Genomic DNA, 16,950 nt, shown 5'->3' on the forward strand with positions numbered 1-16,950 from the left:
TCTTTTTTGCCAACGATGCGGACACACCGACCGTCGCACGTGTGCGCCTGCATATCGCCCAAGGGCGTTTTGACCAGGCGGCTCGGGCGTTGCGCCCGGCAATTGAACAAGCACAACAGCGCGGTCGTCTGCGCCGCAAGCTGAAGCTGCGCCTGCTTTACGCACTGGCCCTCGATGGCATGGGGCAGCACGCTGCGGCAATGGAGGCGCTGAGCGGGGTGTTGCCGTTCGCCAGCGAAGAAGGCTGGCGCAGCACCTTTGTCGAAGAGGGCGCCTGCCTTGCCACGCTGTTGCAGCGTTGGGCTCAGACCCGGGGATTTGCGTCGGCCATCGCGCCGGGATTTGTCGGTGATCTGCTCAAGCGTTTTGCTGTCACGGGCCACTCGCCATCCATGGCCAGCGTCGCAGCCCTTACCGAGCGCGAGCATCAGGTCCTCAGGCTGCTCGCGCAAGGCCGTCAGGTCAGCGCAATCGCCCTCGGTTTGCAGCTTTCCGGGCACACGGTCAAGGCGCATCTGCGCAATATCTATCGCAAGCTGGGCGCCCATGGTCAGGTCGAAGCCGCTGCCATCGCCAGGGCGAGAGGGCTGCTGGATGACCCTCACGAGCATTCATGCCAGAACGCCCGTCGCCCGGGCCCGCATCACCGCCTGGGCTCGCCGGGTCACCCCCAGTTTGCTGTTGATGTGCTTGATATGCGCCTTGACCGTGTTGGTCGAGATGTACAGGCGTTCGCTGATCTCCCGGTTTGAGAAGCCTTCGGCCAATAGTTCGAGTACCGCCACCTCGCGCGCCGTGAGCCTTTCATGGTTCTTGGAACAGGCCGCCGATTTGCCCGGCGGGGGAGTCCTGGCTTCGCTGACCAGCAGATTGAACGATCCGGCGTTGGGCGGCGGCAGTCGGGCGGGCAGCGGTTCTTGCACGGCCTGGGTGAGGCTTTCAAGCAGGCGCAGCGCCTTCGCTTGAAGGCCATGGAAGTTCAGGCGCCGGCATTCGCGCAGCGCCGTCTCCAGCCGCCTTGAGGCATCCCGGGTCTGTCCATTGCCGTGTTCGGCAATCGCAAGCAGCAACTGGCTGTGTACGGGCAGCGACGGCACATGAATGCTGGTCAGCCGTGCGGCGGAGCCACGCAGGTATTGCTCGATCATCTGCGCCATGAGCAGCGCCTGCTTCCAGTTTTTCTGGTGGATCAGGACACTCAGGGTTTGCAGGTTGAGTACCCCGCGATAGCTGCTTTCCTGAGCATTGGCGCACTGCATTCGACGTTCGGCGTCCTGCAGGTAAGCGAAGGCTTGCTGGAAATTGCCCCGGCTGGCAAAAACTTCCGAGAGGCCCGTCAGCGCTAGCAGCAACGACAGCCAATGATCGGGAATGAATTGCAGGGCCTGGCCCAGGACGCTCTCGCACCTGTCCAGTTCATCCCGTTGCAGATGCAACTTGCCCTGCAACACTAGCAGGCGTCCAAGTAACATCACATGTCGGTCGCCATCGGCGCGCAACAGCAGGAAGTTCTCTTGCAACAGGCGTTCGGCCAGGTCGCTTTCTCCGCAGAGAATCATCAGGCAGATGCGCTGGATGTTGGTCTGCACCTCTCTGACCAGGCTGCCCTGGCGTCGGGCCTGTTCGATTGCGTGCATCAGGACCTGCTGGGCTTGAAGGGTTTCGCCAGTGCTCATGGCCAGGCGTGCAAGCATGATGTTGCAGACGAACGCGACATGCTGATCATCCTCGCCCAGATGATCCAGCGCCGCGTGGCAGTACTCCATGGCCAGCGTGCAATGGCCCAAAAGTCCCTGGACACTGCCCCACAATGCCTGCCAGACCGCCAGCAGGCGTCGGTTCTGTTCTGCCGTGGGTTGTGGCAGGAAGCGACTCAGATGCTCCATGCAGTCCAGCGCCTCATCCAGACGTGTGTTCATCATCAAGGCACAGGCATTGAGTATCACCAGTTGTGGCGTGCTCAATTGCAACTTCGCGGGCAAGTGCCTGCGCCACTCGAGCAGGCGCGGCAAGTTGCGTTCGGCCAGCAGCCAGCCCGGATCAAGGGTGGTCATGTAGTTGGCCGCCACATCCGGTCGCTCGGCGCTGAAGGCCAGGTCGATGGCATCTTCGATGCACCCCGCCGTACTCAACCCCCGACAGGCACGCAGGCGCAGTCGATTGAGTTCGTTGAGGTCGTTCCTGCCCTGCAATGCCTGCGCCACGGCTGGCAGCATGCAATGCCACTGCCCGCTGCTGTCCAGTGGCTGGAAGAACGCCTGCGAGAGCAGCAAGCGGTGCACGGCGGTCTTGTCGTCAAGCTCCTCCCACAACTCGGCACACAGGCTTTCGCTGAACCGAGGCAGGTATGCCAGCCCCCGCAGCAAACGGCATTCCTCTGCACTCAAATGCGCCAGCAATTCACGCTCGAGGTAGTCGCACAACATTCGCGAACCGGTGTGCAGGCTGCCCGGGGACGTCAGCAGCAAACGCAGGCCGGCGCACCAGCCCCGTGTCTGCCGCCACATGGCCTCAAGGCTCGCGTCCACCGTTGCTGGCGCGATCAACCGCACCAGAGCGTCAGACTCCTCACGGGAAAGGGCCAGTGCCCGGCTATCGAGCTCCAGCAGCTCACCTTCAAGCAGCAGGCGTGGCAGGTTCCAGGTTGGGCGTTGTCGGCAACTGACCCACAGTTGAATGGGGGCAGACGAGTGCAGGAGCAGGTGATCGATCCAGGCATCGAGTTCGGTGTCGGCCCGGGCGGGATAATCGTCAAGGATCATGATGCAGGGTTCTTGCCGTCCTTCCAGCCAACCCAGCAGTGCGGGGCCGGTGTCGATCGAGGGCGGGTGATCGCCCAGTTGTTCGACGATGCGCGTGCAAAACCGTGCCAGTGACAGCGGTTGTCCCGCCAGATTGAGTTGCAGGGTCAACGGTGCCAATACGGATCGCGCCCGGCATTGCCTGACCAGTGAAGTCTTGCCATATCCCGCCGGCGCGCAGAGCAAGCGCAGGCGTTGCGGCTTTTCAAGCATCCACGACACCAGGTGTTGGCGTGCCAACAGCGGCGCGCAAGGTGTGGAAAGATCGTCGGGCATCAGGCTGACAGGTTTGCTGGCCAGCAAGGTAACGGCTGAAAGGGACTGCGACATTTCGTTCTCCCGGGACCGCATGACGATGCGCCTGCGTCGAGTCCGAAGCGGGCTGATGACTGAGCGGTTACTGCGCGAAAGAATCCGCAGTCCGGCCACCTTGGGCAATACCCTTTTCGGTTGAAAAGCGGACGATTTCAGAAAGCTCCCAAGCGGCGTTACTTCTTGTATCGATGGCAAAGTGCTAATCACCCACACGGGTAATCCCAAATTACCCCATCAGGGGATGTCCCGAGTGACGGCGCAGTCCCTACTGTTGGCGCTCCAACACATCCGTAGTATTTCGGAGAGCCGCATGACAAAAACAACAACGCGCGCAATCTTTCAGCCGCAGTTGCTGGCAGCAGCAGTCGCCCTGGGGATTAGCACGCAGGCTTGCGCAGTGAATTTTAGCGTCGGGGAGATTCAGGGCAGTTTCGACAGCTCGCTGTCGGTAGGTGCCAGTTGGGCAGCACGCGGACCGGATCCGGATTTCATTTCCAACTTCAACTCGCAAGGTGTGCGCGGCGGGTCGTCATCGCGTACCAGCGATGACAACCGGCTGAACTTCAAGAAGGGCGAAACGTTCTCGAAGATCTTCAAGGGGGTGCATGACCTGGAGTTGAAATACGGTGACAGCGGCGCATTCGTGCGTGGCAAATACTGGTATGACTTCGAGTTGATGGATGAGAGCCGTCCGTTCTATGACATCGACGATCATGGTCGCCAGCGCGCGGCCAAATCGTCCGGGGCAATGTTCCTCGACAGCTTCGTCTACCACAACTACACGCTCGACGAATTGCAAGGCAACGTGCGCCTGGGCAAGCAAGTGGTCAGCTGGGGCGAAAGCACCTTCATCGGCAACTCGATCAACAGCATCAACCCGATCGACGTCGCGGCGCTACGCCGACCCGGTGCCGAGGTCAAGGAAGGCCTGATCCCGGTGAACATGTTGTACGTGTCACAGGGACTCACCGAAAACGTCACCGCCGAAGCGTTCTACCAGATCGAATGGGCACCTTCGGTAATCGACAACTGCGGCACCTTCTTCGGTAACGACGTGACGCCGGATGGCTGCAACGACCGCGCTGTGATTGCCGGCCTCGACCTGCCGCCCGGTGTGGCGACCAATACCGGTTCAGGGCTGCAAGTGGCGGGAACACGCGCTCAAGGCGGCGGCGTGGATAACGCCTACGTAACGCGTACCAAGACCAAGGACGCTCGTGACAGCGGTCAGTTCGGCCTGGCCTTGCGCTGGTTTGCACCGGACTTCAATGACACCGAGTTTGGCGCCTATTTCCTCAACTATCACAGCCGCAACCCCAATCTCGATTTCACCCGCGCGACCGTGACCGCCAACACCGGTGCCGGTTTGGCGACGGTGCCGGGCGCGATCAACTCGATCCGCACCGCGAGCTATCACGTGGTTTACCCCGAAGACATCCGCCTCTACGGGCTTAGCTTCGCGACCAACGTGGCGGGTACTTCATTGGGTGGCGAAATCAGCTACCGACCGAACATGCCGCTGCAACTCAACGGTGCCGACCTCAATCTGGCGGCGACGGGCAACAAGAACTCGCCGTTGTTCATTGCCGGCCAGTCGCAAAACGCTGCCGGGGCAAAACTCCAGGGTTATGAGCGCATGCCGGTGCTGCAAACCCAAGTGACCGCCACGCAATTTTTCGATCAGGTCATGGGTGCCAGTCGCCTGACCCTGGTCGGCGAAGCAGGTTACAACCGCATAAACGGTCTGGGGGACTCCGACGGTACAGACCTGCGCTTTGGCCGCAGCACGATTTTTGGGGCCGGCGCGCTGGCGACCGGAGCGGGTCCAGGCGCAACCGGTCCACAAACCTGTGCCGGGACACAAAGCCAGGTGCCGGGTGCCGCAGCGGGTGTGACCCGGCCCAGCAACCCGCAGCAGGAGTGCAACAGCCACGGTTTCTACACCACCGACTCCTGGGGCTATCGCCTGCGTGGCCGACTCGACTATCCGAGCGTGTTTGCCGGCGTGAACCTGGCGCCGAACATTGCCTGGTCCCACGACGTCGAGGGCAACGGCCCGAACTTCGAGGAAGGACTGAAGGCCGTGAGCGTTGGCGTGGATGCCGACTACGCCAACCTCTACACCGCCAGCCTCAGCTACACGGATTACTTCGGCGGCCATTTCAACACCAACCGTGATCGCGACTACGTTGCACTCAGCGTCGGCGTGAACTTCTGATAGCCCAACAGCAAAGGATCGAGACCATGAAAAAATTCATTCTTGTTGCATGCGGCACCCTCGCATTGAGTCTGCTGTCGAGCAGCATCATGGCCGCCGTCTCACCTGAAGACGCGGCAAAACTGGGTACCACCCTGACGCCACTGGGGGGTGAAAAGGCCGGCAATGCCAGCGGCACCATCCCGGCCTGGAGCGGTGGCCTCAAGCCCGGCGCCGTGCCGATGACCAACGACTTTCTCGGCAACCCGTTCGAAGGTGAAAAACCGCAGTTCGTGATCACCACCACCACGGCCTCGCAATACAAGGACAAGCTGACGGCCGGGCAACTGGCGATGTTCCAGCGCTACCCCGACACCTACAGGATCCCGGTGTACAAGACCCAGCGCACGGCGTCGGCCCCGCAGGCGGTGTACGATGCGGCGAAGAAAAGCGCGCTGACCACCGAGGCGATCAATGACGGCTACGCGCTGAAGAACTTCGAGCAGTCGCACTACTACGCGTTCCCGATTCCGAAGAATGGCCTGGAGGTGGTGTGGAATCACCTGACCCGTTCACGCGGCACCAACTTCATCAACCGCCAGGCCCAGGCCACGCCGCAGGTCAACGGTGACTACACCATCGTCGACATTGAAATTGCCGCGGGATTGCCGTGGAAGATGGCGGATGCCAAGCCTGAGGAGAGTGCCAATATCCTGTTCTATGCCAAGCAGACAGTGACGGCGCCGGCGCGAATGGCCGGTAGCGTGTTGCTGATCCACGAGACGCTCGATCAGGTCAAGCAGCCGCGCATGGCCTGGGCCTACAACGCCGGGCAGCGTCGCGTACGCCGTGCGCCTCAGGTCGCGTATGACGGGCCGGGCACCGCTGCCGACGGCCTGCGTGTCGCCGACAACGCCGACATGTACAACGGCGCGCCTGACCGCTACGACTGGAAACTGATCGGCAAGAAAGAAATCTATGTCCCGTACAACAGCTATGCACTGCAATCGCCGAAGCTCAAGTACGCCGACATCATCAAGCCGGGGCACATCAACCAGGACCTGACCCGCTACGAGTTGCACCGCGTCTGGGAAGTGGAAGGCACCCTCAAGCCGGGCGAGCGGCACATCTATGCCAAACGTCACATGTACTTCGACGAGGACACCTGGGCGGCGGTGGAAATCGACCAGTACGATGGTCGCGGCCAGTTGTGGCGGGTCAGTGAAGGTCACGTGGTCAACGACTATCAGCAAGGTGTGGCGGTGTATGCCGGGATCGGCATCTATGACTTGCTGGCGGGGCGCTACGTGGTGTCCAACCTTGGCAACGAAAACAAGCGCGGCACCGACTACAGCTATCAGCCCACTATGACTGACTTCACTCCAGCGGCCTTGCGTAACGCCGGTATCCGATAGGCGGGCGCTCGGCGTTCTTGTGGACTGCGGGTCGTTCCCGCGGTCCGCAGGGCAACGTCTGCCGGGTCAATCCAGCCAGCCATGGTCACGGGCAATGGCCAGTGCCTGGGTACGGCTGCGGGCACCGAGCTTGACGTTGATTTTATGCAGATGGGTTTTTACCGTGCATTCGCTGAGGAACATTTTTTCCGCGATAACCCGATTGCGATGTCCGATCGCCAACAGGCGCAACACCTGGGTCTCCCTTGCGGTCAACGGTGTAGCCTTGTTGCCTACACTGGACGGGTCATCGGTGTGGCCTGGCGCAATACCCGCGCGCTGTAGTAAATGAGCCACGAAGCCTGGGTTGACGGCCTGATCGTTTTGCCCGCGTCGGTGGTTGACCCAGCGACGCAGCAAGGCAACCAAGGGCTCACCTTCCTCGATAAAGCCCTGCCAGAAGCCTTCATCGCCAGCCAGTCGCAATGCCTGTTCAAGTGCCAGCATGGCCAGGCGGGTACGTTTGCGAGCGTCCTGAGCCATGGCCAGCATTAGCTGCAACTTGATCTCGCGGCGGCGATGGGAACTGGCCTGTGCAATGTAGATGGCCTCAAGCAGGTCTTCGACGGCAGCGTTGCAGTTGCCCTGGGCGATGTTCAAGCGTTGGCGGGCGATCAGCAGGTTGTCGAGTTCGTCACAGGGCAACAGGCTTTCAGGAGGTTGCGGTTCGCTGACACTTTGCGCCGACTGCAAGGCCAGTTGCGCCACGTCCAGTTGCTTGCTCAACGTCGCCACGCGGGCGCGCTCGAGCCAGACTGAACGCTGGATACGCAGAGAGCCGGATTGTTGGCCGAACCGCTCAAGCTCCACCAGTAACCGCAGCCAGGTCTCCCGCTCACCACGTGCCAGCGCAAGACGCGCCATCAGCACATGGCGGGTGATCAGGGTGTCAGGCGCGCTGGCCTGACTGAGTTCGGTCGGTATGCCAGCCGGCAGTAGCCCGGCCTGATCCAGTTCATCGGGTTCATGGCTCTCAAGGGTGTCGAGCATATCGGTGACCCCGGTAAATCCAGTCACCATCCTCGGTTTTCCATGGGGCGGCGAGGAGCAAAATCGCGAGACTCAAAGTCCTTCCACCGTACGTTCTTTCGGACGTCATACGCTTGCTCCATGAGTTCATACCTTCGACCGTCGATTCATTGGCGGGCTGCTCATAGCATTGAAAAACAGTTCCGAACGTCATCTTCATTCAAGGTAAATCACGCAATGAACCGTCGTATTTCCGCATTGACTGGAACAAGTCGAAGGCTTGATGGCGGCGTCATGTTCGGCAACACACCGCGCTCGCGTTGGTCTGACTGGATCAGTCCCGATCATGAAAACCAGATCCGGCTTGCGTCGCGTGCCTTATTGGTGCAAGAGGGTCAGAAGAACATTCTGGTGCTGGCGGGCAGTGAAGCGCTCCTGGCGCCATTGCCAAGAACCTGCCGCTGCCAACAACACACCAAGGGCTTGCTTGATTCGTTGGCCCAGTACGGTTTGGGCGAGGACGATATTCACGTCGTGGTGCTCGTTCACCTGCATGCGCGGCTGTCGTCGCAACTGCGCAGTGTCATCGCGAACGGTGAAACGCCTCGCCTGTTGTTCCCCAATGCCCGTTACCTCGTGGGCGAGCGTCATTGGGATCGCGCCCGTCATCCGCATCCGCGTGACCGGGCATTGTTCATCTCGTCAATCCTCAATCGGCTGGAAGACAGTGATCGCCTGACGTTGCTCAAGGGCACCGGTAGCGATCTGCTCGGCAGTGGTTGGCAATTTCATCTCAGCGACGGTTATACCCCCGGGCAATTGCTGCCGGAAATCGTCATGCCGGGCGGGCCAGTGCTGTTCGCCGGTGACCTGATCCCGGGAAGCCATTGGTTGGAACTGGCCATGACCAGCGGCTATGACCGCAATCCCGAATGCCTGATTGGCGAGAAAGAACGCTTGCTCGACCATCTGGTGAGCGAACGTGGCCGAATTTTTTTCAGCCGCGATCCGGATGTGGCGATGGTCAAGGTCATGCGCGACAGGCAATCGCGCTATCTGGCGTTCGATCTATATCGCGCACTGAATCAATTCGATAACTGAGGCATTTCCCGTCACCCACCCGACAAGGGGAGTTCTGCGTGCGGCGCGAACACCCGAGCATGGTTCAAACGCGCCCTGACAGGATTTTTTTGTATGACGTCCATGACTGATTCGCCCTATGCCGCCTGGATCGGGCGCAGCGAGCAAACCACCGAGCAGTTGAGTGCCAGCCTGGCCAAGCGAATTGCCGCGACACTGGGTGAAAATGCTCCCGCAGCGGGGCAGGTATTACCTGCGCTGTGGCACTGGGCGTTCTTCCAGCCTGCGGTAGCGCAGGAGGACCTTGGCAAAGATGGTCACCCGGCCAGGAGCGGCATTCTGCCCCCTGGGCACAATCGCAACCGGATGTGGGCAGGGGGGCGCGTAGAGTTTCATGAAGACTTGCGAGTCGACGCTGAAGTCACCCGCACCACGACAGTCTTGAAGATCGAGGAAAAAAACGGGCGTACCGGGTCGCTGCTGTTTGCGACCCTGCGCCACGACTATGTGCAGGACGGGCGCCTGGTGATTCGTGAAGAGCAGGACATTGTCTACCGTGAGCCTTCGCCACCGATACTCGGCGGCGGCGATGCGTTGCCGCTTGCCGGTTGGCAGGAGTCGATCACGCCTACCCCGGTCTTGTTGTTTCGCTACAGCGCCGTGACCTTCAACGGCCATCGCATCCATTACGACTGGCCTTACGCCACTGAAGCGGAAGGCTACCCCGGCCTGGTGGTGCATGGCCCGCTGATTGCCACCCTCAACCTGCGCGCTTTCTGCCGGGCCAATCCACAGGCGAAGGTGCGTCGCTTTGAATACCGGGGACTGCGGCCGCTGATTTCGCCGCAGCCCTTCATCGTTGGCGGACGCCTCTACGCGCCCGGCAGGGCTGAGCTCTGGGCGGGTAACGACACCGGGGTGGCCCAGCGCGCCGAAGTGATTTTCGACTGATTTTTCCTGGCCCTCCCATAACAAGAATCGAGGACGACCGATGAACCCCAACAGTGACGAACTCAATGCTATCCGCGAAGGTGTACGGGCATTGTGCGCCGAATTCGATGTCGCTTACTGGCGTAAGGTCGACGAAGAAAAAGGCTTTCCGGAAACCTTCGTCAAGGCCTTGACCGACGCCGGCTGGCTGGCCGCGATGATTCCCGTCGAATATGGCGGCTCCGGCCTCGGGCTGGCCGAAGCCTCGGTGATCCTGGAAGAAGTCAATCGTTGCGGCGGCAACTCCGGTACTGTCCACGGGCAGATGTACAACATGTTCACCCTGCTGCGAAACGGTAGTGAGGCACAGAAAAACCATTACCTGCCGAAACTGGCCAGTGGCGAGTTGCGCCTGCAATCGATGGGTGTGACCGAGCCGACAACGGGCACCGACACCACCAAGATCAAGACCAGCGCCGTGCGCAAGGGCGACAAGTACGTGATCAACGGGCAGAAAGTGTGGATCTCGCGCATCCAGCATTCCGACCTGATGATCCTGCTGGCGCGCACGACGCCATTGGCCGACGTGAAGAAAAAATCCGAGGGCATGTCGATCTTCCTCGTCGACCTGCGCGAGGCCATTGGCAACGGCCTGACCGTGCAGCCGATTGCCAACATGGTCAATCATGAGACCAACGAGCTGTTCTTCGACAACCTGGAGATCCCCGCTGACAGCCTGATCGGCGAGGAGGGCAAGGGCTTCAAGTACATCCTTGATGGCCTGAACGCCGAGCGCACCCTGATTGCCGCCGAGTGCATCGGTGACGGGCGCTGGTTCATTGAAAAAGCCAGTGCCTATGCCCGCGACCGGGTGGTGTTCGGCCGACCCATTGGCCAGAACCAGGGTGTTCAGTTCCCGATTGCCGAGGCGCATATCGAAATTGAAGCCGCCGACCTGATGCGCTGGCGCGCCTGCGAGCAATACGACAGCGGGGTCAACGCCGGCGCCAGCGCCAACATGGCCAAGTACCTGGCCGCCAAGGCCTCCTGGGAAGCGGCCAATGCCTGCCTGCAAACCCACGGCGGTTTTGGTTTCGCCTGCGAATACGACGTGGAACGCAAATTCCGCGAGACGCGGCTGTACCAGGTCGCGCCAATCTCCACCAACCTGATCCTGTCCTATGTGGCCGAGCACCTGCTCGAGCTGCCTCGCAGTTTCTAAAGGAAAAAGTCGATGAGTCATACCCATGCACTGGCGGCATTTCTGGCCCGTCTGAGCCTTGCCGACCTGCCGGAGCCGGTACTTGCCCGCAGTGAAGATCTTTTCCTGGACTGGTTGGGTTCCGCGCTGGCCAGCCAGGGCGCGCATCCGATACCGCTGTTCGAACGCTATGCAACGACGATGGGCCCTGGCAGTGGCCCGTCGACAATGCTGGTCAATGGCCAGGGCACTTCGGCGTACTTTGCCGCGCTGGTCAATGGTGCCTCTTCGCATCTGGTCGAGCAGGACGACTTGCACAACAGCTCAGTACTGCACCCGGCCACCGTGGTGTTTCCCGCCGTGCTGGCAGCCGCGCAGGACCTGGGCAAGTCTGGCGCTGAACTGCTGCTGGCGTCGGTGGCCGGGTACGAAGCCGGCATCCGCATCGGTGAATTCCTCGGCCGTTCGCATTACCGGACTTTCCATACCACCGCAACGGTCGGCACCCTGGCCGCTGCCGTGGCGGTCGGTAAGTTGATGAACTTCGATGAAGAGCAGTTCATCAATTTGCTGGGCAGTGCCGGGACACAAGCGGCCGGACTGTGGGAATTCCTGCGCGATGCGGCAGACTCCAAACAGCTGCACACCGCCAAAGCTGCTGCCGATGGGTTGTTGGCGGCATACCTGACCGCCGACGGTTTGACCGGTGCACGCAACATCCTCGAGGGCGAGCAGGGCATGGCGGCCGGCATGTCCAGCGACGCCCGGCCACGCTGTCTGTCCGATCGCCTCGGCAGCCGATGGGCACTGTTGGAAACCTCCTTCAAGTTCCACGCTTCGTGTCGCCATACCCATCCTGCCGCCGATGCTTTGTTGGCGTTGATGCAGCGCGAGCAACTGCAGCATCAGCAGATCGCCAGTGTGATCACTCGAGTGCATCAGAGCGCAATCGATGTATTGGGACGGGTCACGGTGCCGCAGAGCATGCATCAGGCAAAGTTCTCCATGGGCACGGTACTCGGCCTCATCGCCGTGCACGGCAAGGCTGGACTGCCCGAATTTCAGCGTCTGGCCATGACCGACCCGGCTGTCGCCGAGTTTCGCGATAAGGTGTTGATGCAACTGGATGCCGAAGTCGATTGCGCCTATCCGCAGCGTTGGTTGGGCCGTATTGAAGTGCAGACCACCGACGGGCGCCTGCTGCGCGGGGCAATCGACTCGCCCAAGGGTGATCCGGACAACACGCTTTCTCGCCCTGAACTGGAGGACAAATTCCGACGGTTGCTGGCATTTTCCGGCGCCCTTGATGGCGATCAGGCCTGCGTATTGATCGAACGTGTCTGGCGTCTGCGTGATGCCGCCGACCTCAACGGTTTGATGGAGATCGACGATGCACAGTGAAAACCTGAACCTGCGCCCATTGGACGGGATTACCGTGGTCAGCCTCGAGCACGCCATCGCCGCGCCATTCTGCACGCGACAGCTGGCTGACCTGGGAGCGCGAGTGATCAAGGTCGAGCGTCCCGGCAGCGGCGACTTCGCCCGTGGGTATGACCAGCGCGTGCGCGGCATGGCGTCGCATTTCGTCTGGACCAATCGCTCCAAGGAAAGCATCGCGCTAGATCTCAAGCAGCAGGAGGCCCGGGTCATCCTCGAACAGCTATTGCAGCACGCCGACGTGCTGGTGCAAAACCTTGCACCGGGTGCCGCCGCGCGGATGGGCCTGTCGTTCGAAGCGTTGCACAAGGACTTTCCACAACTGATTGTCTGCGACATTTCCGGTTATGGCGAAGGTGGTACCTACGAAGACAAAAAGGCCTACGACCTGCTGATCCAGAGCGAAAGCGGTTTTCTGTCCGTGACCGGCAACGACGCGCAGGAGGGCATGGCGAAGGCGGGTTGTTCGATCGCCGACATCTCCGCCGGGATGTACGCCTACACCGGAATTCTCTCGGCTTTGCTGCTGCGAGACAGGACCGGGCAGGGTAGTCGTGTGGAGATTTCCATGCTGGAAAGCCTGGTTGAGTGGATGGGCTTTCCGATGTACTACGCCTTTGAGGACGCCACGCCACCGCAACGCACTGGGGCCTCTCACGCGACGATTTATCCCTATGGCCCGTTCCCGTCAGGCGACGGCGGCACCGTCATGATCGGGCTGCAAAACGAGCGTGAATGGGTGCAGTTCTGTGAACGGGTGCTGCAACGTCCCGAGTTGATCGACGACGAGCGCTTTAGCGCCAACTTCAAGCGCTCGGACAACCGTCAGGCTTTGTACGCAATCATTATCGAGGTGTTCGCACACCTGGATGCCGCGACCGTCATCGAAAGGCTGGATGCGGCGCAAATCGCCAATGCCCAGGTCAACGACATGTCTGGTGTCTGGGAGCATCCGCAGCTGAAGGCGCGAGACCGCTGGACACAAGTCACCAGCCCGGTGGGCACGTTGCCGACTCTGTTGCCGCCCGCCACCAGTAATGCTTATGCACCGCGCATGGCCGCGGTACCGGGGCTTGGCCAGCACAGCAGCAGCGTCCTCGCCGAGCTGGGTTACAGCGCTGTGGACATTCAACGCCTGAATGAAGCAGGCATCGTTCAGAACGGCTGACAGAGGCAGGAAAATGACCCATTCACTTATTCGCTCGGCGTTGTTCGTGCCGGGCAACCGCCCTGAACGTTTCGCCAAGGCGCTGGCCAGCGGCGCCGATGCAGTCATCATCGATCTTGAGGATGCCGTAGCGCCGGCAGATAAAGCGATGGCCCGTAAACATCTCACCGAGTTCATCATGTGGCAAAGGGATGTGCGGTTGCTGGTGCGCATCAATGCCGCCGACACTGCTGAGCATCAAGCCGATCTGGACCTCTGTCGCCAGCATCCCGATGTCGCCGCGATTATGTTGCCCAAGACTGAGTCTGCGGCTCAGGTAGATCACGTTGCTAGGAGTGGAAAACCCGTCTGGCCGATTATTGAAAGCGCGCAGGGAATGCTTTCGGTCGCAGAGATAGCAGCTTGCGCAGGAGTGCAAGGCCTGACCTTTGGTGCGCTTGATCTGGCGCTCGATCTGGGCATGAAAGCTGGCGGCAGTGCCGCCGACCGTATCTTCGATCAGATCCGTTTCGCCTTGCTCCTGCATTCGCGGGTCAATGGGTTGCAGTCGCCGCTGGATAGCGTTTACCCGGCCTTTACCGACGATTCGGGGCTGACCCATGCGATGCTGCGCGGGCGTGACATGGGCATGGCCGGTGCGTTGTGCATTCATCCGCGCCAGGTGTCCGTAGTTCATGCCGTGCTGGCGCCGAGCGCTGAAGAACTGGCGTGGGCGCAACGTGTATTGCAAGCGGCAGAGTGCGGGGACGCGGCGTTAAAGGTCGATGGGGAAATGGTCGACGCTCCGGTGATTGGCCGGGCGCGGCGACTGCTGGCATTCGAAACTGTCCGAACTGCCATTTAGCCGAAAATCCGACGGGACGTGGGTTTCATGCTGAATTTGTTCGCTTTTGAAGTAACCTCGGTCAGCCACTACCGACAACGTATTTGACGTTATCACCTCGCACGCCTGCTTGGCCATCAAGCAGACGTTGCAGCGAGTCGAATGCAGAACACTCAGCGTCTATATTTCAGCGCCTCGACCAATGCAGAAAAGGCGGGAGATGCCTGGCGTCTGTTGGGGTAATACAAATGGTAACCCTGATACTCAGGGCACCAGTCGGCCAGATACGGTGCGACCAATTCCTCTGGTACGTAGGCCAGACCAACGCCATCAACGGCGGCATTGAGTACATGCATGATGCTGTTGAAAACGAGTTGTCCATCTGCCTTGACCGTAAACGCCTGGCCATCTCGTTCAAACTCCCAGGCGTAAATCGCCCCTGATGGCCTGTGTCGAATATTGACGCAATCATGGGCTGTCAAATCATGGGGCGTCGCTGGTGCCGGTTTGCGTTCGAAATACGCCGCAGATCCCACCACCGCCAACCGCCAATCCGGTCCTATGCGAACCGCAATCATATCCTTGCTGATCGATTCGCCCATGCGAATGCCGGCATCGAAGCGACCCTCGACCACGTTGGTGAATCCATAGTCGACGTAGAACTCCAGTGTGATATCTGGGTAATTCTTTAAGAAGCCTGCAAGCATCGGCCGAATGCACAACTCAATCTGATCGTCAGTGCAGGAAATACGAATCGTGCCACTGGGCTTGTCCCGTAATTCGCTCAAGGCTTCAAGCTCAACAGCGATCTGATCAAAAAGCGGGGCGATCGAGCGCATCAATCTTTCTCCCGCCTCTGTTGGCGACACATTGCGTGTCGTGCGGGCCAGCAGACGTATCCCCTGTCGTTGTTCAAGTGCCCGGATCGTATGACTCAACGCAGAAGGCGTAATGCCCAGTTTCGCGGTGGCTTTGGTAAAGCTTTGATCGCGCGCCACCGCCAGGAAAGCCAGCGGTGGCTTTGCCATCAGTGCGGCCAAGATGGATCTGCGTTTGAAAGCCGTGGCCACCGTCAGCATGTACGACATGGGCGCCGTTACCCGTCATGGTCTGGGGCGCTCAGTGACTGTCGAGCAACGCCAGGCCATGCTCGCCAAAGCCGCCGAGCAACGCTACGACGAGTTTTCTACCGGGCAAATGCATTTCCTCAACTACTTGCCACTGCAGCTTGGCAAAGATGCAGACCCAGTGACTCGTGAGTTCTGGGACTTCTACCGTACGCCACGCAGCATCCATATCCCTCATGGCAGAACGTTGGAACTGACGCAAAACCGGGCCTTGAGCAGTGAAGTCAGGTTCGTGAATTTCTATCCATTCAACGATATCGAGACGATTTCCCCGCGTCCGCTGCTGTTCATCGCTGGCGATCAAACTCACTCCAGAGAGTTCAGCGAGGACGCCTACCAACGTGCCGCCGAACCTAAGGAACTGGCCTGGGTTCCCGGCGCGGGTCACGTGGATCTGTACGACCGCGTGAACTTGATTCCCTGGACCAAGCTCACCGCCTTTTTTACCCGGCACCTGACGGTGGTTGGCTAAAAGGCCAGTGTTTCAGCCAACAACTATTTGAAGAGAGGTTTTTGAATGACGGCTCAAGTATTCGACACCCCGGCAAGTGATGCCCTCGGCACGCCGGAGACTGGGGAACTGCCGGCTTATTGGAGTGGCATCTTTGCGATGACACTGTGCGTATTCACGCTGATCGCTTCGGAGTTCATGCCGGTCAGTTTGCTCACGCCGATTGCATCGGATCTGCAGATCAGTGAAGGACTGGCCGGGTATGGGATCGCCATCTCCGGCGCCTTCGCGGTGCTGACAAGCCTTTCGATTTCCAGGCTTGCGGGCTCAAGATGGCTTACCGGTGAGCGCTGCGGTTGACCACGGCGCGGATCAGCGCCCGAACATCGTGTTCGGAGACGCTGCTCACCGCGGTCTTGCCGAGTGCCGGAAAAAGGTCCTTGTTAAAGCGTCATTGCAACTCGGCATTGCCGTCTTTACGCGCCACGCCATCCAACAGCCACGCCTTGGCCAGATCCTGGACGGTCGGCGTTTTCACCTTCGTCGTTTTTAATTGTCGGTGGAAACCGGTAGCAACGCTCAATACTGAGTCTGCTCGTAGACTGAGGGTACACATAGAGGTAGAAAAATTTTCGAACTAAATATTTCCCTTTATTTTCAATAACAAAGAGAAAAGTTCGATTCCGGCTTCGGCACCATGAATATCAAGGGCTTGCGTGAGATACCTCATGCAGGCCCTTAGTTTTTTCTGCAATCAAAAAATCCTTTCCGCAATTCGCTACTGACTACCTCCCTCGCTTCATAAAACCTGTTCCTGAGCACGCCAGTGGTCATCGGCTGTCCGGTATCCATGACCACCAGGCGCGCTGATCTAATCCTGTTCCCAGTGTTTCGAGCCACTCTCACATCACGCAAGACGAGCCACTCTTTGCGGCCCGACTGCTTTTGGCTGCTTGTAATCCGTAGGGAGACCCCATCTCGTTCCTGTGCGGTGAGG

The 16,950-nt window shown here is 60.0% G+C and carries 11 protein-coding genes and 4 pseudogenes; 11 read left to right on the forward strand and 4 right to left on the reverse strand.

What is annotated here, in order from left to right:
• Positions 1-41: 41 nt before the first annotated feature.
• A pseudogene (locus ACM6J5_RS00005) lies at positions 42-515 on the forward strand (LuxR C-terminal-related transcriptional regulator); the annotation flags it as partial.
• Between the two features lie 96 nt (positions 516-611).
• Here the strand turns inward: ACM6J5_RS00005 and ACM6J5_RS00010 are convergent.
• A complete protein-coding gene (locus ACM6J5_RS00010) occupies positions 612-3,131 on the reverse strand; it encodes a LuxR C-terminal-related transcriptional regulator (protein WP_414927528.1) in 2,520 nt (839 codons plus the stop codon).
• Between the two features lie 295 nt (positions 3,132-3,426).
• On the opposite strand from ACM6J5_RS00010, the gene ACM6J5_RS00015 reads away from it, so the two are divergent.
• Positions 3,427-5,334 carry a DUF1302 domain-containing protein gene (locus ACM6J5_RS00015; RefSeq protein WP_414927529.1) on the forward strand — a complete coding sequence of 636 codons (1,908 nt, stop codon included), beginning with the start codon at positions 3,427-3,429 and terminating at the stop codon, positions 5,332-5,334.
• Positions 5,335-5,360: 26 nt separating this feature from the next.
• Positions 5,361-6,728 (forward strand): DUF1329 domain-containing protein, encoded by a 1,368-nt coding sequence (locus tag ACM6J5_RS00020; RefSeq protein ID WP_414927530.1) that lies wholly within the window; start codon positions 5,361-5,363, stop codon positions 6,726-6,728.
• 66 nt (positions 6,729-6,794) lie between these two features.
• Here the strand turns inward: ACM6J5_RS00020 and ACM6J5_RS00025 are convergent, their stop codons facing one another.
• A complete protein-coding gene (locus ACM6J5_RS00025) occupies positions 6,795-7,787 on the reverse strand; it encodes a LuxR C-terminal-related transcriptional regulator (protein ID WP_414927531.1) in 993 nt (330 codons plus the stop codon).
• 186 nt (positions 7,788-7,973) lie between these two features.
• Between ACM6J5_RS00025 and ACM6J5_RS00030 the strand changes: the two genes are divergently transcribed.
• The 6 genes from ACM6J5_RS00030 to ACM6J5_RS00055 all read left to right on the forward strand — a co-directional run bounded on the left by ACM6J5_RS00030 (position 7,974) and on the right by ACM6J5_RS00055 (position 14,396).
• Complete coding sequence (locus tag ACM6J5_RS00030) at positions 7,974-8,837, forward strand: MBL fold metallo-hydrolase (RefSeq protein ID WP_414927532.1); 864 nt, start codon at positions 7,974-7,976, stop codon at positions 8,835-8,837.
• Positions 8,838-8,939: 102 nt separating this feature from the next.
• Positions 8,940-9,767, forward strand: coding sequence for a MaoC family dehydratase N-terminal domain-containing protein (locus tag ACM6J5_RS00035; RefSeq protein ID WP_414927640.1), 828 nt, complete (start codon positions 8,940-8,942; stop codon positions 9,765-9,767).
• Positions 9,768-9,807: 40 nt separating this feature from the next.
• Positions 9,808-10,968 carry an acyl-CoA dehydrogenase family protein gene (locus ACM6J5_RS00040; RefSeq protein ID WP_414927533.1) on the forward strand — a complete coding sequence of 387 codons (1,161 nt, stop codon included), beginning with the start codon at positions 9,808-9,810 and terminating at the stop codon, positions 10,966-10,968.
• Between the two features lie 12 nt (positions 10,969-10,980).
• Positions 10,981-12,348 carry an MmgE/PrpD family protein gene (locus ACM6J5_RS00045; RefSeq protein WP_414927534.1) on the forward strand — a complete coding sequence of 456 codons (1,368 nt, stop codon included), beginning with the start codon at positions 10,981-10,983 and terminating at the stop codon, positions 12,346-12,348.
• On the forward strand, positions 12,338-13,552 hold the full coding sequence (locus tag ACM6J5_RS00050; RefSeq protein WP_414927535.1) for a CaiB/BaiF CoA transferase family protein: 1,215 nt from the start codon (positions 12,338-12,340) through the stop codon (positions 13,550-13,552). The genes ACM6J5_RS00045 and ACM6J5_RS00050 overlap by 11 nt, the downstream gene beginning before the upstream one ends.
• 13 nt (positions 13,553-13,565) lie before the next feature.
• Positions 13,566-14,396, forward strand: coding sequence for an HpcH/HpaI aldolase/citrate lyase family protein (locus ACM6J5_RS00055; protein WP_414927536.1), 831 nt, complete (start codon positions 13,566-13,568; stop codon positions 14,394-14,396).
• A gap of 152 nt (positions 14,397-14,548) precedes the next feature.
• Here the strand turns inward: ACM6J5_RS00055 and ACM6J5_RS00060 are convergent, their stop codons facing one another.
• A complete protein-coding gene (locus ACM6J5_RS00060; protein ID WP_414927641.1) occupies positions 14,549-15,403 on the reverse strand; it encodes a LysR family transcriptional regulator in 855 nt (284 codons plus the stop codon).
• Between ACM6J5_RS00060 and ACM6J5_RS00065 the strand changes: the two are divergent.
• Positions 15,387-15,974: pseudogene (locus ACM6J5_RS00065) on the forward strand (alpha/beta hydrolase); the annotation flags it as partial. The gene ACM6J5_RS00060 and the pseudogene ACM6J5_RS00065 sit on opposite strands and share 17 nt — an antisense overlap.
• 45 nt (positions 15,975-16,019) lie before the next feature.
• A pseudogene (locus ACM6J5_RS00070) lies at positions 16,020-16,283 on the forward strand (MFS transporter); the annotation flags it as partial.
• A gap of 10 nt (positions 16,284-16,293) precedes the next feature.
• Here ACM6J5_RS00070 and ACM6J5_RS00075 read toward each other — a convergent pair.
• A pseudogene (locus ACM6J5_RS00075) lies at positions 16,294-16,509 on the reverse strand (site-specific integrase); the annotation flags it as partial.
• Positions 16,510-16,950: the final 441 nt, after the last annotated feature.

The organism is Pseudomonas sp. IT-P74 (assembly GCF_949768175.1).
Lineage (GTDB): Bacteria > Pseudomonadota > Gammaproteobacteria > Pseudomonadales > Pseudomonadaceae > Aquipseudomonas.